Origin of the sequence: Aquabacterium sp. (assembly GCF_035476535.1) — a bacterium.
Classification (GTDB): domain Bacteria; phylum Pseudomonadota; class Gammaproteobacteria; order Burkholderiales; family Burkholderiaceae_C; genus Pseudaquabacterium.
The window spans coordinates 1-26145 of the sequence record NZ_DATILJ010000004.1 but is presented as its reverse complement, the minus strand read 5'-3'; the positions used below and the strand labels follow the sequence as shown (position 1 = coordinate 26145).

22 protein-coding genes and 1 pseudogene are annotated in these 26145 nt (G+C 67.7%); 17 read left to right on the top strand and 6 right to left on the bottom strand.

Annotated features, from left to right (window positions below; all coding sequences use genetic code 11):
• The coding region (gene glgB / locus VLK61_RS00180; protein WP_325417072.1) for a 1,4-alpha-glucan branching enzyme at positions 1-1508 on the bottom strand (1508 nt) is incomplete at its 3' end.
• 203 nt (positions 1509-1711) lie between these two features.
• Here glgB and VLK61_RS00175 point away from each other — a divergent pair.
• The 11 genes from VLK61_RS00175 (at position 1712) to cyoE (ending at position 12051) form a co-directional block, all read left to right on the top strand.
• Positions 1712-3295, top strand: a complete 1584-nt coding sequence (locus VLK61_RS00175; RefSeq protein WP_325417070.1) for a glycoside hydrolase family 13 protein — start codon at positions 1712-1714, stop codon at positions 3293-3295.
• 56 nt (positions 3296-3351) lie between these two features.
• Positions 3352-3519: a hypothetical protein gene (locus tag VLK61_RS00170; protein WP_325417068.1), complete on the top strand. Its 168-nt coding sequence runs from the start codon at positions 3352-3354 to the stop codon at positions 3517-3519.
• Positions 3520-3619: 100 nt separating this feature from the next.
• Positions 3620-5311 (top strand): NAD(P)/FAD-dependent oxidoreductase, encoded by a 1692-nt coding sequence (locus tag VLK61_RS00165; RefSeq protein ID WP_325417066.1) that lies wholly within the window; start codon positions 3620-3622, stop codon positions 5309-5311.
• A 98-nt stretch (positions 5312-5409) separates the two neighbouring features.
• Entirely contained in the window at positions 5410-5925 is a 516-nt protein-coding gene (locus tag VLK61_RS00160; protein WP_325417064.1) for a DUF1269 domain-containing protein, read from the top strand.
• A 48-nt stretch (positions 5926-5973) separates the two neighbouring features.
• A complete protein-coding gene (locus tag VLK61_RS00155; RefSeq protein WP_325417062.1) occupies positions 5974-6483 on the top strand; it encodes a hypothetical protein in 510 nt (169 codons plus the stop codon).
• A gap of 48 nt (positions 6484-6531) precedes the next feature.
• Entirely contained in the window at positions 6532-7641 is a 1110-nt protein-coding gene (locus tag VLK61_RS00150; RefSeq protein ID WP_325417059.1) for a cytochrome c oxidase subunit II, read from the top strand.
• 9 nt (positions 7642-7650) lie between these two features.
• On the top strand, positions 7651-9423 hold the full coding sequence (locus VLK61_RS00145) for a cytochrome c oxidase subunit I (protein ID WP_325417057.1): 1773 nt from the start codon (positions 7651-7653) through the stop codon (positions 9421-9423).
• Positions 9420-10064 (top strand): bb3-type cytochrome oxidase subunit III, encoded by a 645-nt coding sequence (locus VLK61_RS00140; protein ID WP_325417055.1) that lies wholly within the window; start codon positions 9420-9422, stop codon positions 10062-10064. Before VLK61_RS00145 ends, VLK61_RS00140 begins: the two co-directional genes overlap by 4 nt.
• A 10-nt stretch (positions 10065-10074) precedes the next feature.
• The gene (locus VLK61_RS00135; RefSeq protein ID WP_325417053.1) at positions 10075-10770 is read left to right on the top strand and encodes a heme-copper oxidase subunit III family protein; all 696 of its coding nucleotides are present in this window, start codon (positions 10075-10077) and stop codon (positions 10768-10770) included.
• A gap of 17 nt (positions 10771-10787) precedes the next feature.
• Positions 10788-11144 (top strand): cytochrome C oxidase subunit IV family protein, encoded by a 357-nt coding sequence (locus VLK61_RS00130; protein ID WP_325417051.1) that lies wholly within the window; start codon positions 10788-10790, stop codon positions 11142-11144.
• 7 nt (positions 11145-11151) lie between these two features.
• Positions 11152-12051 carry a heme o synthase gene (gene cyoE, locus VLK61_RS00125; RefSeq protein ID WP_325417049.1) on the top strand — a complete coding sequence of 300 codons (900 nt, stop codon included), beginning with the start codon at positions 11152-11154 and terminating at the stop codon, positions 12049-12051.
• 24 nt (positions 12052-12075) lie between these two features.
• Here cyoE and glk read toward each other — a convergent pair whose 3' ends face one another.
• Entirely contained in the window at positions 12076-13116 is a 1041-nt protein-coding gene (gene glk, locus VLK61_RS00120; protein WP_325417046.1) for a glucokinase, read from the bottom strand.
• A gap of 261 nt (positions 13117-13377) precedes the next feature.
• On the opposite strand from glk, the gene VLK61_RS00115 reads away from it, so the two are divergent.
• The 6 genes from VLK61_RS00115 (at position 13378) to VLK61_RS00090 (ending at position 22103) form a co-directional block, all read left to right on the top strand.
• Positions 13378-15276, top strand: coding sequence for a glucokinase (locus VLK61_RS00115; protein WP_325417044.1), 1899 nt, complete (start codon positions 13378-13380; stop codon positions 15274-15276).
• Positions 15277-15315: 39 nt separating this feature from the next.
• Complete coding sequence (locus VLK61_RS00110) at positions 15316-15894, top strand: DUF4337 domain-containing protein (RefSeq protein WP_325417042.1); 579 nt, start codon at positions 15316-15318, stop codon at positions 15892-15894.
• A gap of 112 nt (positions 15895-16006) precedes the next feature.
• Positions 16007-17323 carry an efflux RND transporter periplasmic adaptor subunit gene (locus tag VLK61_RS00105; protein ID WP_325417040.1) on the top strand — a complete coding sequence of 439 codons (1317 nt, stop codon included), beginning with the start codon at positions 16007-16009 and terminating at the stop codon, positions 17321-17323.
• 40 nt (positions 17324-17363) lie between these two features.
• On the top strand, positions 17364-20498 hold the full coding sequence (locus tag VLK61_RS00100; RefSeq protein WP_325417038.1) for an efflux RND transporter permease subunit: 3135 nt from the start codon (positions 17364-17366) through the stop codon (positions 20496-20498).
• Between the two features lie 98 nt (positions 20499-20596).
• Complete coding sequence (xth, locus tag VLK61_RS00095) at positions 20597-21364, top strand: exodeoxyribonuclease III (RefSeq protein ID WP_325417036.1); 768 nt, start codon at positions 20597-20599, stop codon at positions 21362-21364.
• Positions 21365-21497: 133 nt separating this feature from the next.
• Complete coding sequence (locus tag VLK61_RS00090) at positions 21498-22103, top strand: hypothetical protein (protein WP_325417034.1); 606 nt, start codon at positions 21498-21500, stop codon at positions 22101-22103.
• 93 nt (positions 22104-22196) lie between these two features.
• Here VLK61_RS00090 and ntrC read toward each other — a convergent pair whose 3' ends face one another.
• From ntrC to glnA, 4 genes and pseudogenes are all read right to left on the bottom strand, one after another.
• The gene (gene ntrC / locus VLK61_RS00085; protein WP_325417033.1) at positions 22197-23705 is read right to left on the bottom strand and encodes a nitrogen regulation protein NR(I); all 1509 of its coding nucleotides are present in this window, start codon (positions 23703-23705) and stop codon (positions 22197-22199) included.
• Positions 23706-23754: 49 nt separating this feature from the next.
• A complete protein-coding gene (gene glnL, locus VLK61_RS00080; protein ID WP_325417031.1) occupies positions 23755-24837 on the bottom strand; it encodes a nitrogen regulation protein NR(II) in 1083 nt (360 codons plus the stop codon).
• Positions 24834-25352, bottom strand: coding sequence for a hypothetical protein (locus tag VLK61_RS00075; RefSeq protein ID WP_325417029.1), 519 nt, complete (start codon positions 25350-25352; stop codon positions 24834-24836). The genes glnL and VLK61_RS00075 overlap by 4 nt, the downstream gene beginning before the upstream one ends.
• 94 nt (positions 25353-25446) lie before the next feature.
• Positions 25447-26145: pseudogene (gene glnA / locus VLK61_RS00070) on the bottom strand (glutamine synthetase); the annotation flags it as partial.

Here is a 26145-nt window from a genome sequence, read left to right as displayed (position 1 = left end):
CGGTGCACCGGGTCCATCGAAAAATAGGCCAGGGTGTCGTGCATCCAGCCCATGTTCCATTTGTGGTCGAAGCCCAGGCCGCCCTCGGCCACGGCGCCGGTCACGCGCGGGAAGGCGGTGGATTCTTCGGCGATGGTTGTGGCCTGCGGCGCTTCGCGCTGCAGCACCTCGTGCACCTCGCGCAGGAAGGCGATGGCTTCGTAGTTCTCGCGCCCGCCTTCGCGGTTGGGCACCCATTCGCCCTCGGGCCGGCTGTAGTCGCGGTAGAGCATCGAGGCCACCGCGTCGACGCGCAGCCCGTCGATGCCGTACTGCTCGACCCAGAACAGCGCGTTGCCGACCAGGAAGTTCTTCACCTCGTGGCGGCCGAAGTTGTAGATCAGCGTGTTCCAGTCGCGGTGGAAGCCTTCGCGGGGATCGGCGTATTCGAACAAGGCGCTGCCGTCGAACTGCGCCAGGCCATGCGCGTCGCTCGGGAAGTGCGCCGGCACCCAGTCGAGCAGCAGGCCCACGCCTTGGGCATGGCAGGCCTCGACGAAGCGCGTGAAGCCCTCGGGCGGGCCGAAGCGGCTGGTCGGTGCGTACAGGCCCAGGGTCTGGTAGCCCCAGGAGCCGTCGAAGGGATGTTCAGTGACCGGCAGCAGCTCGATGTGCGTGAAGCCTTGCTCCGCGGCATAACTCGGCAACGCAGCGGCCAGTTCGTCCCAGCTGTGGAAACGGCCATCCGGGTGGCGGCGCCAGGAGCCCGGGTGCACCTCGTAGATCGCCATCGGCGCCTGGCGCGCATTGGCCGCGGCGCGGCTTGCCGGCAGCGCGCGGCGCGGCGGCAGCGGGGTGACGGTGCTGGCGGTTTCCGGCCGCAGCTGCGCGGCGCGGGCATACGGGTCGCATTTGAGCGGCAACACGGTGCCGTGCGCGTCGACGATCTCGAACTTGTAGCGGTCGCCCACCGCCGCATGCGGCACGAAGAGCTCCCAGATGCCGGCGCCGCCGCGTGAACGCATCGGGTGGCGGCGGCCGTCCCAGGCATTGAAATCGCCGACCACGCTGATGCGCCGCGCGTTCGGCGCCCACAGCGCGAAGCGCACACCGTCCACTGCGTACACGCCCTCGCCCACCGTCATCGGGTGCGCGCCCAGCACCTCGAAGGGCCGCAGGTGGCTGCCTTCGCCCAGGAAATGCAGGTCGGCATCGCCGATCAGCGGGCCGAAGCTGTAGGCGTCGGCATAACGCCCTTCGCCGCCGCCGGCCCAGCGCACCTGCAGGCGGTAGTCGAAGCGTTTCATGCCCGGTGGCAGCGCCCCTTCGAACAGCCCGTTGGCATGGCGCGGCGCGAGCAGCGCGACCGAAGCGCCGCTGGCGGTGTCGTGCACCATCACCTGCGTGGCGCCGGGCAGCATCACGCGCAGCCACAGCCGGCCCTGCGCATCGGCATGCTGGCCCAGCACCGCGAAGGGGTCGGGGTGACGCGCGGAGATCAGCGCCAGTACATCGTCGTCGGGCAGCATGCGAAGGGAAACTCCGTCTCCTGGTGGGCCTGGGCGCCGGTTGGGGTCGATGGTACGGTCGATGGGAGCCGACGCCATCCGCCTGTGCGTTTTCTGCACCACAGTGCCAGCAAGAGCCGCGCCCGGGGATCGTGTCGGGCTTGACGCCGGGTGGGGGCCAGGGACGAAGATTCGTTGGTGTCGCCCTTGTCGCCGCCCTGATCATGACCCCGATCATGTCCAACGCCAACGCCAACGCCAACGCCAACGCCAACGCCACCGGCCCGGAGGGCAATGCCCATGACACCGCACTGCGCGGCGTGTTCGACGCGCGTGAACGCGACTGGCGCAACGGCGCCGTCGTCTACCAGGTGCTGGTCGATCGATTTGCGCCGTCGGCGCGGCTGGCCGAGAAGCTGGCCCTGTACCCCGCGCCCAAGGCGTTGCGTGCCTGGGCCGAGCTGCCCCGGCGCGGCAGCCATCTGCCCGACGCGAAACTGTGGAGCCACGAGATCGACTTCTGGGGCGGTGACCTGCAAAGCCTGACCGGCAAGCTCGACCATGTGCAGCAGCTCGGCGCCGATGTGCTGTACCTGAACCCGATTCACCTGGCCTGGACCAACCACAAGTACGACGCGCTGGACTATCACCAGGTCTCGCCGGAGTTCGGCACGCGTGGCGATGTGAAGACTCTGGCCGATGACCTGCACCGCCGCGGCATGAAGCTGGTGCTCGACGGCGTGTTCAACCACATGGGCCGCAACGCGCCGATCTTCCAGCAGGCGTGCGCAGACCCACGGAGCCCGTACCGCGACTGGTTCGACATCGGTCCACAGTACCCAGGCGGCGCCCGCGTCTGGTGGCTGGCCGAGAACCTGCCCGAGCTGAACCTCGAGAACCCGCAGGTGCGCGAGTTCGTGTACGGCCGCCCGGACTCTGTCGTGCGCAGCTACCTGCGCGACGGTGTCGACGGCTGGCGCCTCGATGTCGCGGTGGACATCGGCTTCCGGTACCTGGAGGAGCTGACCCGCGCCGCGCACCAGCAGAAGCCCGGCTCGCTGGTGGTCGGCGAGATCGCCAACTACCCGAAGGAATGGTTCCCGGCGGTCGACGGCGTCATGAACTTCACGCTGCGCGAGATCATCCTGCGCACCGCTTCGGGCCGCATCGAACCCAGCACCGCGATGGCGATGATCCAGCGCGTGATCGACGACGCCGGCATCGAGCCGATGCTGAAGTCCTGGCTGATGCTGGACAACCACGACACCGCGCGCATCGCCACCACGCTGCCCGACGAACGCCAGCGCCGCCTGGCGCAACTGCTGCAGTTCACGCTGCCAGGTTCGCCGAACCTGTACTACGGCAGCGAACTCGGCATGGCCGGCGGTGACGACCCCGAGATGCGCGCAGCCATGCGCTGGGACCTGCTGCGCGACGACAACCGCACGCTGCAGTGGACGCAACATCTGATCGGCCTGCGCCGAGCCCACCGCGCGTTGCGCATCGGCAACTTCCGCAGCCTCACCAGCACGCGCCTGCTGGCCTTCGAGCGCTACACCGACCGGGTGCAGGACACCGTGCTGGTGCTGACCAACCCCGGTGCCGTGCCAGTGACCGAGACCGTGCTGGTGGCCAATTCCAAGCTGATGAACACGACGCAGATGGTCGATGCCTTCGGCGACCCGCAGCCACCGCTGCCGATGACGGCCTCGCTGCTGCAGGTCACGCTGCCGGCCCACGGTTACCGGGTGCTGAAGCCCGAAATCAAGCCACCCGGCGACTACAGCGCCTACAAGCGCGTGCAGTGAGCTCAGCTTATCGGCCATAATCGAGGGCTTTACCCGCCCACCCCCTGGAGCCGACCATGGCCAACAAGATTCGCACCGAAGCCGACCGCAAGGCCACGCCCCGTCCCGCAGCGCCTGGCGGCGTTACCTTCACGGCCGGCAAGGGCCAGAAGGTCAGCCTGGAACGCGGCGCCCACACGCGCAGCAAGAAGAACCCGGGCAAGCGGCCCAGCAAGGGCGGCTGAAGCGGCTGATCCCGCTGCGGCACCGCCGGTGCCGCATTGAAACCGGGCTCCGCCCCGGCATGTCGAAACCGGGCTCCGCCCGGTGTGCGAGCCGATCCCCATGCTGCGCATCACCGAACTGCGATTGCCCCTGGACCACGCCGAGGCCGCCCTGCGGCCGGCGATCGTGTCCCGCCTGGGCATCACAGATGAGCAGCTGAGTTCGTTCACGGTCTTCAAGCGCAGCTACGACGCGCGCAAGAAGACCGCGATGGTGTTGATCTACACCATCGATTGCCAGCTGGCCGACGACACCACCGAAGCCGCGCTGCTGGCCCGCCACGCCGGTGACGCCCATCTGCGGCCGACACCGGTCACGCGCTACCACTTCGTCGGCCACGCCGGGCCCGGCTTCTTCGACCACCCCGGCCACCGCCGGCCGCTGGTCATCGGTTTCGGGCCCTGCGGCATCTTTGCCGCGCTGATCCTGGCGCAGATGGGCCTGCGGCCGATCGTGCTGGAACGCGGCAAGGAGGTGCGCCAGCGCACCAAGGACACCTGGGGCCTGTGGCGCCAGAGCGTGCTGGACCCCGAATCGAACGTGCAGTTCGGTGAAGGCGGCGCCGGCACCTTTTCCGACGGCAAGCTGTGGAGCCAGATCAGCGACCCGCGGCATCTGACGCGCAAGGTGTTGCAGGAATTCGTGAAGGCCGGCGCGCCGGAAGAAATCCTCTTCGTCGCCAAGCCGCACATCGGCACTTTCCGGCTGGTCAGCATGGTCGAGAAGATGCGCGCCGACATCGAGGCCTTGGGCGGCGAAGTCCGCTTCCAGCAGCGCGTGACGGACCTGCACATCGAAGGCGGCCCGTCGCGGGGCGGGGGCCCCGCGACTCGACAGATCCGCGGCGTCACGCTGGCCTCGGGCGAGCAGATCGCCACCGACCACATCGTGCTGGCCCTCGGCCACAGCGCGCGTGACACCTTCGCGATGCTGCACGAACGCGGCGTGTACATGGAAGCCAAGCCCTTCTCGATCGGCTTTCGCATCGAGCATCCGCAAGGCCTGATCGACCGTGCCCGCTTCGGCCCGAATGCAGGCAACCCTATCCTCGGCGCGGCCGATTACAAGCTGGTGCACCACGCCAGCAACGGCCGCTCGGTCTACAGCTTCTGCATGTGCCCGGGCGGCACGGTGGTGGCAGCCACGTCGGAAATTGGCCGTGTCGTCACCAACGGCATGAGCCAATATTCGCGCAACGAGCGCAATGCGAATGCCGGCATCGTCGTCGGCATCTCGCCGCAGGACTATCGGCAGGACCCGGGCGGGAGTGGGCCGGTCAATCCGCTCGACGGCCTGGCCTTCCAGCGCCTTTGGGAATCCCGCGCCTACGAACTCGGCGGCCAGAGCTATGCAGCGCCAGGCCAGCGTGTCGGCGATTTCCTGACCAAGCGGCCAAGTAAGAGTTTTGACAGCGTGTTGCCTTCGTACAAGCCCGGCGTGCTGCCGACCGACCTGGCGCAGCCAGGCCAGGGCAGCCTGCCGGACTACGCGCTGGCCGCCATCCGCGAAGCCCTGCCCGCCTTCGAGCGGCAGATCAAGGGCTTCGCAATGCCCGATGCGGTGCTCACCGGCGTCGAGACGCGCACCTCGTCGCCATTGCGCATCACGCGGGGCAAGAATCACCAGAGCCTCAACGTGGCCGGACTCTACCCGGCCGGTGAAGGTGCGGGTTATGCCGGCGGCATCATGTCGGCCGCGGTGGATGGCATCGAAGTGGCCGAATCGCTGGGCTCGCACTTGCTGGCCCGCTGAATCCCCCCGCACAGACGAGGATTGCCCTGCTGCACGAACAGGTGTAGAAACGACATTGCCTCGACGTTGCTTTCGTTTGGCAGTGGAAGGAGAGCGGCATGCGCAAACGCATTTATTGGCTGTTGCCAGACTTGGCCAGCGCCAAGCGCACGATGGATGACCTCCTCCTCGCGCGAGTCTCCGAGCGGCACATCCACTTCGTCGGCCGCGAAGACGCCGACATGAGTGGCCTGCATGCCGCCAACATCCTGCAAACCTCCGACGCGATTCGCGCTGCCGAAATGGGCATCGTCGTCGGCGGCTCGGCAGGTGCGCTGATCGGCGTGGGTTGTGCGGTCGTGTTCCCGATCGTCGGCGACAGCCCGAACTGGGGCATTGCCGCCGTGCTGGCGGTGCTGGGCTCCGGCTTCGGCGCGTGGTCGGCCAGCATGATCGGGGTCTCGGTGCCCAGCCAGCGCCTGAAGCGCTTCTCCGCGGCCATCGAACAAGGTCAGTTGCTGCTGATGGTCGACGTGCCCCGTTCGCGCGTCGATGAAATCGAAGAACGGCTGCAGACCCTGCACCCGGAAGCGCGGCTCGAAGGCGTGGAGCCCAACATCCCAGCGTTCCCCTGAGCCGGCAGCCGCCGCGCAGGCGGCCCGGCCCCTCTGAAAGGAGGCGTCATGGAACTCGAACTTCATCACCCGCATCGGTGGGAGCGGCGGCTGCCGCATTGGCAGACAGCCGCCGTCGCGGGATTTGCCGCCGGTGCGGTGCTGATGGTGCTGGAGTTGACCTGGGCCGCCTCGATGAGCGCTCATGGCCCCTGGCGCATTCCGCATCTGGTGGCTGCGCTGGTGCTGGGTCCGGACATCCTGAAGTCCGGCGCCTTCGGATTCAGCCTGCCGGTGGTGGCGACGGCGCTGGCCACGCACTATGTGCTGGGCATTGTGTTCGGCGTGGTGCTGGCCTTCATCGTGGCCGGTTTCCACTACGACACCAGCATCGGCATGGTGCAGATCCTGGGCGCGGTGTTCGGCGTCGCGCTGTACCTGGTCAACTTCCATGTCTTGACGATGTTCTTTCCCTGGTTCGCCGAGTTGCGCGGCTGGGGCACGCTGATGGCCCACCTGGCCTTCGGCGTCGTGGCGGCGCTGCTGTACTGGAAGCTGGCACCATCGGAGGGATCCTAGCGCATGAATTGAGCGTCCATACAACACGATCACAAGGGAGGCTGCGACATGCTCATCGCCATCACATTGCTGGTGATCGTCATCGGCTCGGTGGTGTTCCACCTCTTTGCGCCGTGGTGGCTGACCCCGCTGGCCTCGAACTGGAAGGCCATGGACGACACGCTGACGATCACCATCGTGATCACCGGCATCTTCTTCGTCGCGCTGAACCTGTTCGTCGTCTATGCGCTGTGGCGCTTCCGGCACCGCAGCGGCAGCGGCCAGCGTGCCGCCTACCAGCCGGAGAACCGCAAGCTCGAACGCTGGCTGATCGGCGTGACGACGGTGGGCATCGTCGCGCTGCTGGCCCCCGGGCTGGTGGTGTATGCCGACTACGTGCAACCGCCCGCCGACGCCATGGTGGTCGAGGTGCTGGGCCAGCAATGGCAATGGCGCTTCCGCTTTCCGGGTGAGGGCGGCAAGCTCGGCGGCAGCGATTCGCGCTTCTTCGCCGGCAACAACCCGTTCGCGATCGACCCGGCCGACCCGGCCGGCCAGGACGACATCCTGGTCACCAGCAATGAGTTGCACCTGCCGCTGGGCAAGCCGGTGAAGGTGCTGATGCGTTCGCACGATGTGCTGCACGACTTCTTCGTGCCGCAGTTCCGCGCACGCATGAACATCGTGCCGGGACAGATGAGCAGCTTCTGGTTCACGCCCACCAAGCCGGGCCGCTACGAAGCGATGTGCGCGCAGCTCTGCGGTGTCGGCCACCCGGCAATGCGCGGCTTCGTGGTGGTGGAAAGCGCAGCCGAGTACCAGGCCTGGCTGAAGCAGCAGCCCAGCTTTGCGGCCACGCTCGCGCCGCCGCCCGCGGCCGGTGGCCAGACGCTGGCCAGCCGCGGCAAGGCGCTGGCCCAGTCCAAGGGCTGCGTGGCCTGCCACACGGTGGATGGCAGCGCCGGCGTCGGCCCGACCTGGAAGGGCCTGTTCGGCAAGACCGAGAGCCTGGACGACGGCAGCACCGCGAAGGTGGACGAAGCCTTCGTGCGCGATTTCATCCGCAACCCGACGGCGCGCAGCATCAAGGGCTTCCCGCCGGTGATGCCCAAGATCGACCTCAGCGACGAGGAACTCGACGCGCTGGTGGCCCACATCAAGTCGCAGGCGAACCCCTGAAGGAGCCGCATGTCCTACGTCGCCACTGCCGAACATGCTGACGCCGATCACGGGCCGCAGAGCTTCTGGACCCGCTACGTCTGGAGCCAGGACCACAAGGTCATCGCGGTGCAATATGGCAGCGTCGCGATCCTGGTGGGGCTGGTCGGCCTGGCGCTGTCGAACCTGATGCGGCTGCAGATCGGGTTTCCCGGCGTGTTCGAGTTCATCACGCCGGAGCGCTACTACCAGTTCGTGACGATGCACGGGATGATCATGGTGATCTACCTGCTCACCGCGCTGTTCCTCGGCGGCTTCGGCAACTACATGATTCCGCTGATGGTCGGCGCGCGGGACATGGTGTTCCCGTACATGAACATGCTGAGCTTCTGGGTCTACCTGCTGTCGGTGATCGTGCTGCTGGCCAGCTTCTTTGTGCCCGGCGGCCCCACCGGTGCCGGCTGGACGCTGTACCCGCCCGCGGCGGTGTTGCCCGGCACGCCGGGGCACGACTGGGGCATCATCCTGATGCTGGTCTCGCTGGTGATCTTCATCGTCGCGACGACGATGGGTGGCCTGAACTACGTCACCACCGTGCTGCAAGCGCGCTGCCAGGGCATGACGCTGCTGCGCATGCCGCTCACCGTGTGGGGTATTTTCGTCGCGACGATCCTGGCGCTGCTGGCCTTTCCGGCGCTGTTCGTCAGCGGCGTGATGATGCTGCTGGACAAGACGCTGGGCACCAGCTTCTTCATGCCGGCCATCGTCTCGATGGGCCAGGTCACCAACTACCGCGGCGGCAGCCCGCTGCTGTTCCAGCACCTGTTCTGGTTCTTCGGCCACCCGGAGGTCTACATCGTCGCGCTGCCGGCCTTCGGCATCGTCTCGGACCTGATCAGCGTGCATGCCCGCAAGGCCATCTTCGGCTACCGCATGATGGTCTGGGCCATCGTCATCATCGGCGCGCTGAGCTTCGTGGTCTGGGCCCACCACATGTTCGTCAGCGGCATGAACCCGTGGTTCGGCTTCTTCTTCGCCACCAGCACGCTGATCATCGCGGTGCCCACCGCCATCAAGGTCTACAACTGGGTGCTCACGTTATGGCGCGGCGACATCCACCTGTCGGTGCCGATGCTGTTCACGCTGGCCTTCATCCTGACCTTCCTGTCCGGTGGGCTCACCGGGCTGTTCCTCGGCAATGTCAGCGTCGACATCCCGCTGTCCGGCACCTACTTCGTCGTCGCGCACTTCCACATGGTGATGGGCGTGGCGCCGCTGCTGGTGGTGTTCGGCGCCATCTACCACTGGTACCCGAAGATCAGCGGCCGCATGCTCGACGACCGGCTTGGCCACCTGCACTTCTGGACCACCTTCATCGGCACCTACCTGATCTATTTCCCGATGCACTACCTCGGCGTGCTGGGCATGCCCAGGCGCTACCACAACTACACCGACTACCAGTTCATCCCGGCCTCGGCGCACCAGCTGAATGTCTTCATCACCGTGGTCGCGCTGATCGTCGGCGCGATGCAGCTGGTGTTCGTGTTCAACCTGGTGTGGAGCTACTTCCGCGGCCGCCCGGCCGACCCGAACCCCTGGCGTGCCGCGTCGCTGGAATGGTTCACGCCGCAGACGCCGCCGGTGCACAACAACTGGGGCCCCGAGCTGCCGGTGGTGCACCGCTGGGCCTATGCCTACAGCGTGCCGGGCGCGCCACAGGACTTCATCCCGCAGAACGCGCCGTTCGAAGCGGGCGGGCAGGAGCCCGAGCCGCATGACTCACAAAAGGCGCGGCCCTCATGAACACCAGCCTGCTTCACTTGCCGGCGCAGGCGCACAGCCAGCGGCCGCGTGCGGGCGACATCGGCCTGTGGGTCTTCATGGGCGTGGCCAGCACCTTGTTCGCGCTGTTCATCACCGCCTACGCCATGCGCATGACGGCCGGCGACTGGTCGCCCATCACCCTGCCCTGGCAGCTGTGGCTGAGCACCGGCTGGCTGGTGGCCGGCAGCCTGCTGATGCACAGCGCCAGCGTTGCCGCGCGGCACGGCCGCGGCCAGCAGCTGAACCTGCTGCTGCTGGCGGGCGGCGGCTGTGCCATGGCCTTCGTGGCCGTTCAGCTGTGGGCCTGGTCGTCGCTGCAGGCGGCACGCGTGGTGCTGGCCAGCAACCCGGCGGCCAGCTTCTTCTACGTGCTGACGGCCTTGCATGGGCTGCACGTGCTCGGTGGCCTGGTGGCCTGGACGACGACGATGCGGGGCGCACAGACCTTGCCCGACGGTGCCGCTCGCGAACCCGATCCAACGCTTGACGAGGACACCGCCCAGCGCATCACGCTATGCGCCCGCTACTGGCATTTCCTGCTGGCCGTGTGGGTGCTGCTGTTCGTGACACTGGGCTGGTTGACGCCCGAGTTCGTGCGCTACATCTGCGGTACGACCTGAAGGAGGCCCGATGAGCGCCGTGCCAGTTCCTGCATCCACCGACGCCAGCAACACCGCGTCGCCCGGCCTGCGTGGCCTGGTCGCCGACTGGTCGTCGGACCGCCATGCCTTCCACGTGCCGTGGGGCAAGGCGATGATGTGGATCTTCCTGCTCAGCGACACCTTCATCTTCGGCTCCTTCCTCACCGGCTACATGACGGTGCGGACCTCGACCACGGTGCCCTGGCCCAACCCCAGCGAAGTGTTCGCGCTGCACGTGGGCGGCACCAACGTGCCCTTGCTGCTGATCGCGATCATGACCTTCATCCTGATCAGCAGCAGCGGCACGATGGCGATGGCCGTGAACTGCGCCTACAGCGCCAACAAGCGCCAGGCGGCGCGGTTGATGGTGCTCACCGCGATCTTCGGCGCCTCTTTCGTCGGCATGCAGGCCTTCGAGTGGAGCAAGCTGATCTCCGAAGGCGTGCGGCCCTGGGGCAACCCGATGGGCGCGGCGCAGTTCGGCTCCGCCTTCTTCATGATCACCGGCTTCCACGGCCTGCACGTCACCGGTGGCGTGATCCTGTTGCTGCTGTACGCCCGCAAGCTGGCGCGCGGTGACTACGACCGCAGCGGCAACTACCAAATCGTCGAGATCGTCGGCCTGTACTGGCACTTCGTCGATCTGGTCTGGGTCTTCATCTTCGCGCTGTTCTACCTCTGGTGAAAAGGGGCCTATTCGCCATGACGACCATGATCGCCGAGACCACCGGCACCGCCGGCACCACGCCGCAGGCCGGCCACCAGCAACACCCGATCGGCCTGTACCTGAAGATCTGGGCGCTGCTCTTCGTGCTGAGCACGCTGTCCTACCTGGTGGACTACTTCCACTTCCAGGGCCTGCTGCGCTGGGGGCTGATCCTGGTGTTCATGATGCTGAAGGCCGGCCTCATCGTCGCGGTGTTCATGCACCTGGCCTGGGAACGCCTGGCACTGATCTATGCCATCCTGGTGCCGCCGCTGGCCTTGCTGGTGCTCGTGGGGCTGATGCTGTCGGAGGGCGGGCACACGCACCTGGCCCGCGTGCTGTTCTTCCGTTGACCGCCCCATGGAGCGCAGCGCCACGCTTGCGGCCATCGGCCCCCCGGCACGTGGGCGCTGGCGCCTTTACGCGCAGCTGACCAAACCGCGCGTGGTGGCGTTGATGATGTTCACGGTGCTGGTCGGCATGCTGCTGGCCACGCCCACTGCGCCGCCGTGGTCCGTGCTGCTGTTTGGCACGCTGGGCGTCGGCTTGGTGGCCGGCGGCGCCGCGGCGCTGAACCACCTGGTCGACCGCCGCATCGACGCGCTGATGGCCCGCACCCGTGCCCGGCCGCTGCCGCGCGGCGTGCTCGGCGGGCTGCAGGTGCTGCTGTTCGCCGCCGCGCTGGCAATGGCCGGCGTGGCCGTGCTGTGGTGGTTCACCAATCCCTTGTGCGCGCTGCTGACGCTGGCCTCGCTGGTCGGCTATGCGGGGATCTACAGCGTGCTGCTCAAGCACAGCACACCGCAGAACATCGTGATTGGCGGTGCCGCGGGCGCGGCGCCACCCTTGCTGGGCTGGGTGGCGGTGACCGGCCAGGTCGATCCCGGCGCATGGCTGCTGTTCCTGATCATCCTGGTCTGGACGCCGCCGCATTTCTGGGCGCTGGCCATCCACCGTCGCGAGGACTACGCCAAGGCGGATGTTCCGATGTTGCCGGTGACGCACGGCGTGGCTTTCACGCAGCGCCGCATCCTGCAGTACACGGTGGTGCTGGTGGCCATCACCGTGCTGCCCTGGCTGATCGGCATGTCGGGCTGGATCTACCTGGCCGGCGCGCTGCTGCTGGGTGCCGGCTACCTGCAGCAGGCGCACGCCCTGCTGCGCGACAGCGGCCAGGCAATGCCGGCCTTCCGCTTTTCCATCGCCTACCTGTTCGGCCTGTTCGCGGCGCTGCTGGCCGACCATTACTTGCTGGCCTGATCGGCGCCCCTCCGCTGTCAGATCTCAGCCATCGAGCTGCTCGATCGCCAGCGCCGCGCCACTCAGGGCAGCCAGCGTGTCGGTGATCAAGGCCGTCGGAATACCTTGCAGGTACTCGCGGAAGCGGCCCTTGGCTTCGAAGCATTCGCGGAAGCGCGAGCGAAAGAAAAACTCGCCCAGCCGCGGCACGATGCCGCCGCCGATGTAGACACCGCCACGCGCGCCCAGCGTCAGCGCCACGTTGCCGGCAAAGCTGCCGAGCAGGGCACAGAAGGCGTCGAGCATGCGAACACACACCGCATCACTGCCGGACAGACCACGCTCGACGATGGCTTCCGCCGTCAGCGCCGCGGCGGGCACCGCCATCACCGCGGCCACAGCGCGGTGCAGCATCGGCAGGCCGATGCCTGAGAGCAAGCGCTCGGCGGACACATGCGGGAACTCTCGCCGGGCCTGTTGCAGCAGCGCCGCTTCGAAGTCATCGCTCGCGGCCAGCGTGACATGCCCGCCCTCACCCGGCAGCGCCACCCAGCCCAGGCGGGTCTGCGTGACCCCGCCGACGCCGAGGCCGGTGCCGGGCCCGATGACGGCCAGCGTGCCGCTCGGTTGCGGCATCGCGCCATGTGCACGCAACTGCGCCGGCCCCAGGCGCGGCAGCGACAAGGCCAGCGCCTCGAAGTCGTTCAGCACCAGCAGCGCCTGCAAGCCCAGTTCGGCCTGCAGCGCGCTTCGCGAGAAGCGCCAATGGCTGTTGGTGAAGGCCACCTCGTCGCCGGCCACTGCGGTGGCCACGGCAAACGCCGCGCGAGCCGGCGGGCGGTACGCGGAACCCAGGGCCTGCGTCAGCCCCTGCAGGTAGGCCCGCACCGCATCGGCCGGCTGCGCGTGATCGGCAGTCGGCAACTTGCGCACATGCTGCACCTGCCCGCTATCGCCATCCACCCAGCCAAACCGGGCGTTGGTGCCGCCGATGTCCGCCACCAGCCAGGGCCTGCCACTCGTCGATGGAGCGTCCGGCCGCCCTGCCGCCGCCGGATTCACTTTGCCCTGCTTGATCGTCGACACCGTCATCACCCTTCGCCCTGCCAGGGCCCGAAAGGTAGCAAAACTACAGATCACTATCAAGAGGAAGACAATCAGCACACCCATCCTGGCAGCGCATTTCCATATATCACCAATGGTACTTTCAGTCTTCGCCTCCAACCTGGCGCATGTAGTGAAGTTACTATTTTCCCACGAAACACTCCTTGATCTCGCCAACGCGACCCGGCCTGTGGAGGGCAGCCGAGCCTCGGCCACAATACCGCCGCCCGCACCGCGCCGCCGATGAACTCTTTCGACAGTCCCCGCCTGATCGCCGACATCGGCGGCACCTACGCGCGCTTTGCGCTGGAGCAGGCGCCGGGCCGTTTCGAGCAAGCCGCGTCGCTGCCTTGCGCCGAGCACGTCGACCTCCAGGCCGCCGTCACGGCCTACCTGCAAACGCTGAGCGGCCCGCGGCCCTTGCATGCCGCCATCGCCATCGCCAACCCGGTGGAAGGCGACCAGGTGCGCATGACCAACTCCCCGTGGCAGTTCTCGATCGAGCAGATGCGCGAGCGCCTGCAGCTGCAGACGCTGGTGGTGGTGAACGATTTCACCGCGCTGGCCATGGCCGTGCCGCGGCTCGCGGCGCAGGACAAGCGCCAGGTCGGCGGCGGCCAGGCCCGCGAAGGCAGCGTGGTGGGCGTGCTCGGCGCCGGTTCGGGCCTGGGCGTCTCGGGCCTGATCCCGGTAGACCCCGGCTGGGTGGCGCTCGGCACCGAAGGCGGCCACAGCAGCTTCGCGCCGCACGACGAGCGTGAGGTCGCGATCCTGCGCCATGCCTGGCGGCAGTTCCCGCATGTGTCCTTCGAGCGACTGCTGTCCGGCGCCGGGCTGGAGTTGATCCACCGCGCCTTGGCCGAGCATGCCGGCGCGCCCGATGCGCCAGTCCTGTCGGCACCCGAGATCACGCGGCGCGGGTTGGAAGGCAGCGACGCGCTGTGCGCCGAAGCCATCGAAGTGTTCTGCGCGCTGCTGGGCACCGCTGCGTCGAACCTGGCGGTGTCGCTCGGCGCGTTGGGCGGCGTCTACATCGGCGGCGGCATCGTGCCGCGGCTGGGGGCGTACTTCGACCGCTCGTCCTTCCGCGCGCGCTTCGAGGACAAGGGCCGCTTCAGCCACTACCTGCGCCACATCCCCACCTACGTGATCACCGCAGGCCATGCCACCCTCACCGGCGCCTCGGCGATCCTGCAGGCGCAGCTGCGCGCTCGGGAGACCGCGCCCGCGCCGGCCCTGCTGTCGCAGATCCAGCGCGGGCTGGACAGCCTCTCGCCGGCCGAACGCCGCGTCGCCGACCAAGTGCTGGCGCACCCGCGCTCGGCGCTGAACGATCCGATCGCCGACATCGCCAAGGCGGCAGGCGTCAGCCAGCCGACGGTGATCCGTTTCTGCCGCTCACTGGGCTGCGAAGGGCTGTCGGACTTCAAGCTGCGCCTGGCCTCAGGCCTCACCGGCACGGTGCCGGTGACGCACGCGCAGGTGACCGGTGAAGATTCGATGGTCGAGCTCGGCAGCAAGGTGCTGGACAACACCGCGTCGGCGATCCTGCAGTTGCGCGACCAACTCAACCGCGACACCATCGATCGCACGATCGAGTGGCTGAACGTCGCCGAGCGCATCCAGTTCCACGCCGTCGGCCACGACGGCCCGGCGGCGATGGATGCGCAGTTCAAGTTCCTGCGCTTTGGCCTCTCCTGCCAGGCCTGCACCGACGCGCCCCTGCAGCTGCTGGCCGCCGGCGTGCTGCGGCCGGGCGACGTGGTGGTGATCATCAGCAGCAGCGGCCGCATCGACGAGTTGCTGCAAGTCACCGACATCGCCCGTGCCCGCGGCGCCCAGGTGGTGGCCATCACCGGCAGCCAATCGCCGCTGGCCAAGAAGGCCGACATCGCGCTGATCGTCGATCACCCCGAAGACGCCGCGACGCAGCTGCCGATGATCAGCCGCATCCTGCACCTGCTGGTGATCGACATCCTGGCGGTCGGTGTGTCGATGCGGCGCGAGGCCGGCTCGACGATCGGCCCGGCCGTCGACAACGCAGTACAAGCTGCGCTGCGCTTGGCCGGCACACCACGCGGCCTGCCCGGCGTCAGCGCTTCATTGCCCTATGCGCGCCTGACTTCTCACAGTCGGCGCTGAAACCTCACCCCTTTTGCACACCCCCTCTCGGAGACTTCCATGTCCGGACACGGCTTCCACGTCCACGGCCCGCACGACCACGAACTCGAACACGCCGCCCAGCATGGCGACAAGGACCGCTTCGCCGGCACCATCGCGGTGATGACGGCCATCCTCGCGACCATCGGCGCCTTGTTCTCCTACATGGGCGGCGCGACGCAGGCCAATGCCAGCCTGTTCAAGAACGACGCGGCGATCCGCAAGACCGAAGCGTCGAACCAATGGAACTACTACCAGGCCAAGAGCAGCAAGCAGAACCTGGCCGAACTGGCCTTGGTGCTGGTGGCCGATGACAGGAAGCCGCTCTACCAGCAGGAGATCGAGCGCTACAAGAAGGAAAAGGCCGAGATCAAGCTCGAGGCCGAGAAGCTCGAGAAGGCGTCCACCGATTTCGACCAGAAATCCGATGCCCAGATGCACCAGCACCACCGCTGGGCGCAGGCGACCACCGGGCTGCAGATCTCCATCGCGCTGGCCGCGATGGCGCTGCTGACGCGGCGCAAGTGGCTGGAATGGGGCATGTTCGGCGTGGCCGGTGTCGGCATCACGCTCGGTGTGCTGGCTGCGCTGCACATCTGAGTGTCTGCGCCGCCGGCCCCCGCGCCCCGGGGGCAGCACAGCAACGCAACGGCAACACGCCCAGGAGCCGGCTCTGCTAGATTGATCAGGTTTTGCGTCGCCGAAGCCTGCCATGAACAACAAACGATCCGCCGTTGGGGCCCTGCTGGTATCGCTGGGGCTTGCTGCCGGCCTGGCCGGATGCAACAAGTCGGCCGCACCGGCTGGTGACAGTGCCTCGGCCTCCGGCGCCTCGGCGGCGCGGGCACAGCAGGTCGTCAGCGTGTTCACCGCGCAACAGCGCGACGTGCCGGTCACCGTCGAAGCCGCCGGCACCGTGGTCGCGCTGGAGTCGGTGGATCTGCGGCCGCAGATCAGCGGCGTGATCGCCGAGGTGCTGGTGCGCGAAGGGCAGTTCGTCAAGCGCGGCCAGACCCTGTTCAAGCTGGACGACCGCGCCGACCGCGCCAACCTCGAACGCGCCCGCGCGCAGCTTCTGCGCGACAAGGCCTCGCTGGCCGACCTGGACCGGCAATGGAAACGCGCCCAGGAACTGCGCGCTCAGAACTTCATCGCGCAAAGCGCCGCCGATACCGTGCTGGCCAACCTGGAGGCGCAGCGCGCCGCGGTGGCCGCCGATGCCGCCGCGGTGCGCTCGGCCGAGGTGGCCTTAAGCTTCACCAGCCTGCAAGCGCCCTTGAACGGACGTGTCGGCTCGGTCAACGTGAAGCCGGGCTCGCTGGTCCAGCCGGCCGGCACGATGCTGCTGAACATCAGCCAGATCGACCCGATCGGCGTGCAGTTCAGCGTGCCCGAGGCCCAGCTCGCGGCGCTGTTGCGCGCGACGGGGGACAAGGGCGACAAGGGCGGCAACACGGCCGCGAAACCCAGCAACGACACCGCGGCCAGCGTGGCCATCAGCATCCCCAGCCCCGAACGCGGCCGCCAGGCCGCCGGCGACGCATTGCAGGGCAAGGTGGTCTTCGTCGACAACGCGGTGGACACCACCACCGGCAGCATCCGCGTGAAAGCGACAGTGGGCAATGCCACGCAGGCCCTGTGGCCGGGCCAGTACGTCAACGCCCGCATGACCACGCGCGTGCTGGCCGGCGCGATCGTGGTGCCGCAGGTGGCGCTGATCATCCGCGGCAACGAGCGCTCGCTGTACATCGTGAAGGCCGACGGCACGGTGGAGATGCGCAGCGTTCAGCCGCGGCTGCCGGCCGGCGACTTGATCGTCGTCGACGGTGTGCAGGCCGGCGAGAAGGTGGTGGTCGAAGGCAAACAGAACCTGCGGCCCGGCTCGCCGGTGAAGGAAACACCGTACACGCCGCCGCAGCGCGGGGGTGGCGCAGCGGCGGGCGCCGGCGCGGCATCCGCAAGCTCGTCCCCCAACGCCTCCGGCCCCGCGGGTGCTGCCGCCCCGATGCCGGTGAAGGAAGCCTCATGACGGCCTCCAACCCTGCCGCTTCGCATCAGGCCTGTTTCGCATGAGCTTCACCGACCTCTTCATCCGCCGTCCGGTGATGACGGTGCTGCTCAACATCGCCATCGTGCTGGCCGGCATCGTGGCGCTGAAGGACATCCCGATCGCCGCGCTGCCGCGCTACAACACGCCGGTGATCCAGGTCAGCGCAGTGTTGCCGGGCGCGTCGCCCGAGACCATGGCCAGCTCGGTGGCGCTGCCCCTGGAGAAACAGTTCTCGACGATCGCCGGCCTGGCCACCATCAGCTCGACCAACACGCTGGGCGCCAGCTCGGTGACCCTGGAGTTCGAGCCCTCGCGCGACATCGATGCGGCGGCCGTGGACGTGCAGGCCGCGCTCTTCCGCGCGCAGCGCACGCTGCCCACCGAGATGACCAGCCCGCCGTCCTACCGCAAGGTCAACCCGGCCGACGCGCCGGTGCTGCTGATCGCGCTGCAGTCGCCGTCGATCGGCCTGGCGGAGCTGAACGACTATGCCGAGAACCTGATCTCGCCGACGCTGTCGACCATCGACGGCGTGGCCCAGGTCTCGATCTTCGGCCAGAAGCGCTACGCGGTGCGGGTGCGCGTGCGCCCGCAGGCGCTGGCCGAGCGCAACATCACCTTCGACGAGTTGCGCGCCGCCATCGCAGCGGCCAACCCGAACACGCCGGTCGGCGTGCTCGAAGGCCCGCGCCAGACGCTGACCATCCAGGCCAATCGCCAGCTCACCAGCGCGCGTGAATTCGGCAACATCATCGTTGCGACTCGCGCCGACAAGGACGGCTCTTCGGCCGTGCGCCTGCGCGACGTGGCCGATGTGCAGGACAGCTTCGAGACAGTGAAGAACGCCTCCACCTTTGCCGGCGAACCGAACATCACGCTGGCGGTGCAGCGCCAGCCCGATGCCAACACCGTGAAGGTGGTCGACCGCGTGAAGGCCACGCTGCCGCGCTTCGAATCGCAGCTGCCGGCCTCGGTGACGATCATCCCGTTCAACGACCGCTCGAAGTCGATCCGCGAGGCGCTGCACGACGTCAACCTGACGCTGGCCGGCACCGTGGTGCTGGTGGTGCTGGTGATCTTCCTGTTCCTGCGCCGCGTGGCGGCGACGCTGATCCCGGCGCTGTCGCTGCCGGTGTCGCTGATCGGCGCCATCTCGCTGCTGTACCCGCTGGGCTACAGCCTGGACAACATCTCGCTGTTGGGCATCACGCTGGCGGTGGGCCTGGTGGTCGATGACGCGATCGTGATGCTCGAGAACATCGTGCGCCACATCGAGGACGGCATGGCGCCGTTCCAGGCCGCGCTGAAGGGTGCGCGCGAGATGGCCTTCACGATCATGTCGATCTCGATCTCGCTGGTCGCGGTGCTGATCCCGATCTTCTTCATGCCGGGCGTGATCGGCCTGCTGTTCCACGAGTTCGCCGTCGTCGTCGGCCTGGCCATCCTGGTCTCGGCGCTGGTCTCGCTGACCCTGGTGCCGATGCTGGCCAGCCGCTTCCTGCGCCACCATGAAGCCAAGGACGAATCGGCTTTGGGCCGGATCTTCGAACGCGGCTTCAGCAGCCTGCAGAACGGCTATGCGCGCACGCTGGACTGGGCGCTGGCGCACCGCTGGGTGGTCGGCGCGGTGGCCATCGGCAGCTTCGTGCTCACCGGCGTGCTGTTCGTCACCATCCCCAAGGGCTTCTTCCCCGAAGAGGACATCGGCCAGATCCAGGTCACCACCGAGGCCGCCGAAGACATCTCCTTCGAGGCGATGCAGACGCTGAACAACCGCGTGGCCGACATCTTCCGCAACGACCCGGCGGTGGCCGCGGTGGGCACCGCCGTGGGCGGCGGCGGCTTCAACACATCCACGCAGAACACAGGCCGCGCCTTTATCACGTTAAAGGCGCGTGGCGAACGCCCGCCGATGACCCAGGTGGTGGACAACTTGCGCAAGCAGGTGCGTGGGGTGCCCGGCATCGCGGTGTACATGCGGCCGGTGCAGAACCTGCAGCTGGGCGGGCGTTCCAGCAAGAGCCGCTACCAGTACACGCTGCAGAGCGTCAGCGCCGATGCGCTGAACGAATGGGCCACGCGGCTGGCCGAGAAGATGCGCGGCGATGTGCTGTTCCGCGATGTCACCAGCGATTCGCAGCAACGCGGCCTGCAGGCCACGCTGGCGGTGGACCGCGACCGCGCCAACCTGCTCGGCGTCTCGATGGCCGACCTGCGCAACACGCTGTACAGCGCTTTCGGCGAACGTCAGGTCTCGACGATCTACAACCCCAGCAACAGCTTCCAGGTGATCATGGAAGCCGCCGAAGGCGACCGCCAGTTCGAGGACGCGTTCAGCCGCCTGTACCTGCGCGGAAAGAGTGGCGCGATGGTGCCGCTGTCGGCGTTCGCCACCGTCTCGCGCACCATCGGGCCGACGGCCGTGAACCACCAGGGCCAGTTGCAGGCCATCACCTTGTCGTTCAACCTGGCGCCCGAGGTCGCGCTGGGCGACGCGACGAAGAACCTCGAAGCCTATGTGCGCGAGCTGAAGATGCCGGCCACCATCGTCACCAGCTACGGCGGCGATGCAGCGGTGTTCCAGGATTCGCAGGGCGGCCAGGCCATCCTGCTGGTCGTCGCGGTGCTGGTGATCTACCTGCTGCTGGGCGTGCTCTACGAGAGCTACATCCACCCGCTGACCATCCTGGCCGGCCTGCCCTCGGCGGCCGTCGGTGCGCTGCTGACGCTGACGCTGTTCAGGATGGACCTGACACTGATCGCCACCATCGGCATCCTGATGCTGATCGGCATCGTCAAGAAGAACGCGATCATGATGATCGACTTCGCGCTCGATGCGCAGCGCCACCAGGGCCTGCCGCCGGAGGAAGCCATCCGCCAGGCCTGCCTGCTGCGCCTGCGGCCGATCATGATGACGACGCTGGCCGCGCTGATGGGCGCCTTGCCGATCGCTTTGGGTGTTGGCGCCGGCGCCGAGTTGCGCCAGCCGCTGGGCCTGGCGGTGGTGGGCGGGCTGATCGTCTCGCAGGCCGTCACGCTGTACATCACGCCGGTGATCTACCTGGCGCTGGACCGCTGGAGCGGCAGCGGGCCGATCACCGAAGCGGAACCGGCTGCGACCCGGCCGGCGGCGGAGGTTCCTGTCCGCGCCTGAGGCCGGCAGGGGAAAGCCGTCTGACCCTTGCGCTGCAGGCCTGACAATCACCGGCACGCGCCGGTTCGGCGATCAAGATCTTGTCCCCCGAGGCCCCGATGAAGCTCGCCACCTGGAACGTCAACTCCCTCGCGGTGCGCCTGCCGCAGCTGCTGGCCTGGCTGGCCGCCGAACAGCCCGATGTGATCGTGCTGCAGGAAACCAAGCTCACCGACGACAAGTTCCCGCAGGCCGAACTGGCCGAGGCCGGCTGGCACTGCAGCTGGCATGGCCAGAAGACTTACAACGGCGTGGCGCTGCTGTCGCGCCAGCCCGCGGACGCGGTGGTGAAGAACATCCCAGGCTTCGACGACGAGCAGGCCCGCGTGATCGCCGGCAGCGTGGCCGGCCTGCGGGTGGTCGGCGCCTACATCCCGAACGGCCAGGCGCCGGGCACCGACAAGTTCGCCTACAAGATGCGCTGGCTCGAGGCCTTGCGCGGCTGGCTGCGGGCCGAGCTGACCGCCCACCCGCGGCTGGTGCTGATGGGCGACTACAACATCGCGCCCGAAGACCGCGACGTGCACGACCCGGTGGCCTGGGCCGGCCAGATCCTGTGCACCGACGAAGAACGCGCGCATTTCCGCGCGCTGCTCGGCCTGGGTCTCAGCGACGCCTTCCGGCTGTTCGAGCAGCCGCCCAAGAGCTGGAGCTGGTGGGACTACCGCAACCTGGCGTTCCGCAAGAACCAGGGGCTGCGCATCGACCACATCCTGGTCAGCGAAGCGCTGAAGACAGGCACCACGGCCTGCCGTATCGACAAGCTGCCGCGCAAGAACGAGCGGCCCAGCGACCATGCGCCGGTGCTGGTGGAGATCACCCCTTGACCAGGGCGTCGAATACCCGTCCGGTCAGGGGTTAGAACCCTGGCGGTGACGCATTTCACGTGGCATATTCAGCTACCTTTGGTAAGTCCGAAGATCCCCCAGTTCCAGCCCAAGAAGCGAGCAGCAGTCAGCCATGAGGGATGCACGATCCAGCTACTTTGACGACGCGGTGTACAGCCGCGCGATGGTGCCGGCGCCGAGCCGCCCGCCCAAGAAATCAGGGGGATTCGGGCCCTTGAATTGGCTGCGCGCCACGATCTTCGGCAGTCACGACGGCATCACGCTGGTGCCGGCCAGCACCTCGCCGCCGATTGTCGAAAGCCGCGGCCAGGCCCTGCGGGAAGCCCATCGCTCGCTGCACGCCTTGATCCAGCAGCACCCTGGCATGAAGCAGGTGCTGCCGCACCTGGCTCACATCGAGCGGGCACTGGGCCGCAAGGGCTCGCGGGCGCTGGTGCGCATCCCGGTGGCGGTGCTGCAGCGTGGCCTGGAGCAACTGGAAGGCCTGCAGGCCGAGCAGCCCCGCGATGCATTGCGCGCCCTGCGCACGCGGCTGGTCGAAGCGATTGCGCTGCGCAGCGTGGCGCGTGATGCGTCGGTGTCGGCACGCCGCACCACGCCCGCCGCGCTGGAGGTGATGGACGCTTCGCAGTCGGAGTTCGACGAGGTCGAGCGCAGCTGGACCGGCTCCGTGCCGCTGGACAGCCGCGACTGGGCCGATCCGCCGTCGCGGCACTGACGGTTCGCGGCGCCCGGCGGCCAGGAGCAGCCCGGCCCACAAGACTGCGGCGCCCAGGGGCGCCGCAGTCGTTCATGCCAGCAGCGTCCGGGCTCAGTCGTCGAGATCCAACTCCTGGATCTTGCGGGTGATGGTGTTGCGGCCGATGCCCAGCTTGTGCGCAGCCTCGATGCGGCGGCCACGGGTGATTTCCAGGGCCGTCTGGATCAGCCGGGCTTCGAACTGCCGCGTCAGCGTGTCCCAGACTTCCGGATCCCCGGCTTCGAGCAGCCGGCGCGCTTCGCGCTGCAGGTCCAGCAGCCAGCCGCTGGCCTGGCCGACCAGCGGCGCCGCAGGCGCGGCAGCGATCATCGGCGGCGCCGGCTGAGCCAGACCCTGCGGCGCCGCCGCCGGCGCGCCGGCATCGGCCAGCAGCGGCACGGCTTGCCGCGGCACCTCGCCAGTCAACAGCTCGGGCGGCAGGTCCTTGGGCTCGATCACCTGCGCCGGCGCCATCACCGTCAGCCAATGGCAGACGTTTTCCAGCTGGCGCACATTGCCCGGGAAGTCGAAGGCCATCAACCGTTCGACCGCGGCATCGGTGATGCGCTTGGCCTCAACACCGAGTTCCTTCGCGCTCTTGGCGAGGAAGAAGCGGGTCAGCGACGGCACATCCTCGCGGCGCTCGCGCAGCGGCGGCAGGCGCAGGCGGATGACGTTCAGGCGGTGGAACAAATCCTCACGGAACGCCCCTTCGCGCACACGCTGCTCGAGGTTCTGGTGGGTGGCTGCGATGACGCGTACATTGGCCTTTAGCGGCTGGTGCCCACCGACGCGGTAGAACTGGCCGTCCGACAGCACACGCAGCAGCCGCGTCTGCAGGTCGAAGGGCATGTCGCCGATTTCGTCGAGGAACAGCGTGCCGCCGTCGGCCTGCTCGAAGCGGCCGCGGCGCATGGTCTGCGCACCGGTGAAGGCGCCGCGCTCATGGCCGAAGAGTTCACTCTCCAGCAGGTCTTTCGGGATCGCCGCGGTGTTGATGGCGATGAACGGGCCGTTCTGGCCCAGGTCGCCGCGCGGGCTGTGCTTGTGCAGGGCGCGCGCCACCAGTTCCTTGCCCGAGCCCGATTCGCCGGTGATCAGCACCGTGACATTGCTCTGGCTCAGGCGCCCGATGGCGCGGAAGACGTCCTGCATTGCCGGCGCCTGGCCCAGCATCTCGGGCATTTCGGCGGAGGCCGAATCCCGCACTTCCTCGCGCAGGCTTTCTTCCACCGCGCGGCGGATCAGTTCCACCGCCTTGGTCAGGTCGAAGGGCTTGGGCAGGTACTCGAAGGCGCCGCCCTGGAAAGCCGAGACGGCGCTGTCCAGATCGGAGTACGCCGTCATGATGATCACCGGCAGGCCGGGGTGGCGTGCCTTGACCTTGCTCAGCAACTCGATGCCCGAACCGCCGGGCATGCGGATGTCGCTGACCAGCACTTGCGGCTCGTCGTCGTCCATCGCGGTCAGCACGTCGCGTGGGTTGGAGAAGCTGCGAACGGCGAACTGCTCACGCTGCAGCGCCTTCTCGAGCACAAATCGGATGGATTGGTCGTCGTCTACGATCCAGATGGGTTTCATGCGGCGGCGGCCTGTCGTCCTCGTTGGCTAACCCATAACCTTCATCAGATCAGGGCAGCGGAATCACGATCCTGAAAATGGTCCGGCCCGGCTCGCTGTCGCATTCGATCATGCCCAAGTGCTGCTGAACATAGGTCTGCGCCAGCGTGAGCCCGAGGCCGGATCCACCATCGCGCCCCGATACCAAGGGGTAGAAGATGCGATCGCGGATTTCCTCGGGAACACCCGGTCCGTTGTCCTCGATATGCAATTCCAGTGCCAGTCGAAAGCGCTGCTTGCCGATGGTCACCTGGCGGGCCACCCGCGTGCGCAGGACCAGCCGCGCGTCCCCCGCGGCGATGCGTTCGACCAGCGCATGCGCGGCGTTCTGCGCGACGTTCAGCACCGCCTGGATCAGCTGTTCGCGATCGCCGCGGAAATCGGGGATCGAGGTGTCGTAGTCGCGCAGCACCTGCAGGCCCTGCGCGTATTCGGCCAGCACCAGCGAGCGCACCCGCTCGCAGACCTCATGGATGTTGACGTCCACCACCACATGCGGCCGGCGGTGCGGCGCCAGCAGGCGGTCGACCAGCGCCTGCAGGCGGTCGGCCTCGTGGATGATGACGTTGGTGTACTCGGTGAGTTCGCGCGAGTTCAGCTCCATCGACAGCAGCTGCGCCGCGCCGCGGATGCCGCCCAGCGGGTTCTTGATCTCGTGGGCCAGGTTGCGGATCAGCTCCTTGTTGGCCTGCACCTGGCCAATGGCGCGCTCCTCGCGGTCCTGCTTGGTCTGCTGCTCGATCTCGAGCATTTCGACCAGCACGCGGTCGCTGCCATGCTCGATCTGCGTGACGATGACATGCACCGGCAGCAACTCGTTGGCGGCCAGCGGCGCGCGACGCAGCGTGCCGTCGAAGCGGCCGGTGGCGATCTCGTTGCGCATCACCGCGGTCAGCGTTTCGCGCAGCTGGGCGCCGTCGGCAAACCAGTCGAACAGGTTCGATCGCATCAGGCTGCGGCGCGACAGCCCGGCCACTGATTCGAACATCGCGTTGACGTAGAGCAGCGCGCCATCGCCCTGCACCACCGCCACCATCGTGGCCAGCAGGTCCAGGGCTTCGAAGCGGCTGTTTTCGGCGCGGCTGGCGCTCATTGCAACTTGGCCAACTCGCGCTTGATCGCCGCGACATCGCTCTCGCTGCGCGTGATGCTGGCCTTCAGCGACGAGACGCGGTCCAGGTAAGTCTGGTAATTGCGCTCTTCGCCGCGGCGCTCGGGTTCGCCGTTGTTGTACTCGCGCTTCATCGCGGCCAGCTTGTCTTCCTCGCGCCGCAGTTCGGCCTCGAGGATGGCGCGGGCATCGTTGTCGCGTTCACGCTGGGCGTTGGGGTCGACGCGGGCATCGCTGGGCTTCGCGGCACTGCCGGTCGCCGGGCGCGCCTTGGGCATCTGCACCACGGTGATCGGCGCACCCTCGATCGCGCGGCAGCCTTTGTCACGTGCCTGGCTGGCCGAGATCGAGTCGGTGTACAGCACCGGCGGGCCGGGGCAGCGGTACACCGTGGCCGAACCGCCGGAGACCACGGGCGGCGGCGCCGAGGCCGGCACTTGCGCCTGCGCCGCCGTGGCGGCCAGGCAGGAGCTGAGTAGTAGAAACCTGCGGATCATGACGTTCACTCCAGTCGCCGTTGCATTGTGGCGCAGCAAGCAAAAAGGGCGGCTTGCGCCGCCCTTTGCATCCATGCCGCACGCGGCGTCTGGATTACAGCGTGTAGTACATGTCGAACTCGACCGGATGGGTCGCCATGCGGAAGCGTGTCACTTCCTGCATCTTCAGGTCGATGTAGGCGTCCAGGTAGGCATCGGTGAAGACACCGCCCTTGGTCAGGAACGCACGGTCCTTGTCCAGGTAGTCCAGCGCCTGGTCCAGGCTGTGGCAGACGGTCGGGATCTTCGCGTCTTCTTCCGGCGGCAGGTGGTACAGGTCCTTCGAGGCGGCTTCGCCCGGATGGATCTTGTTTTCCACGCCGTCCAGGCCGGCCATCAGCATCGCCGAGAAGCCCAGGTACGGGTTCATCAGCGGATCCGGGAAGCGCGCTTCGACGCGGCGGCCCTTGGGGTTGGCGACGTGCGGAATGCGGATCGAGGCCGAGCGGTTCTTCGACGAATAGGCCAGCTTCACCGGCGCTTCGTAGCCCGGCACCAGGCGCTTGTACGAGTTGGTGCCCGGGTTGGTGATGGCGTTCAGCGCACGGGCGTGCTTGATGATGCCGCCGATGTAGAACAGCGCGAATTCGCTCAGGCCGGCATAACCGTCACCGGCGAACAGGTTCTTGCCGTCCTTCCAGACCGACTGGTGCACGTGCATGCCCGAGCCGTTGTCGCCAACGATGGGCTTGGGCATGAAGGTCGCCGTCTTGCCATAGGCATGGGCGACGTTCTGGATCACGTACTTCTGCAG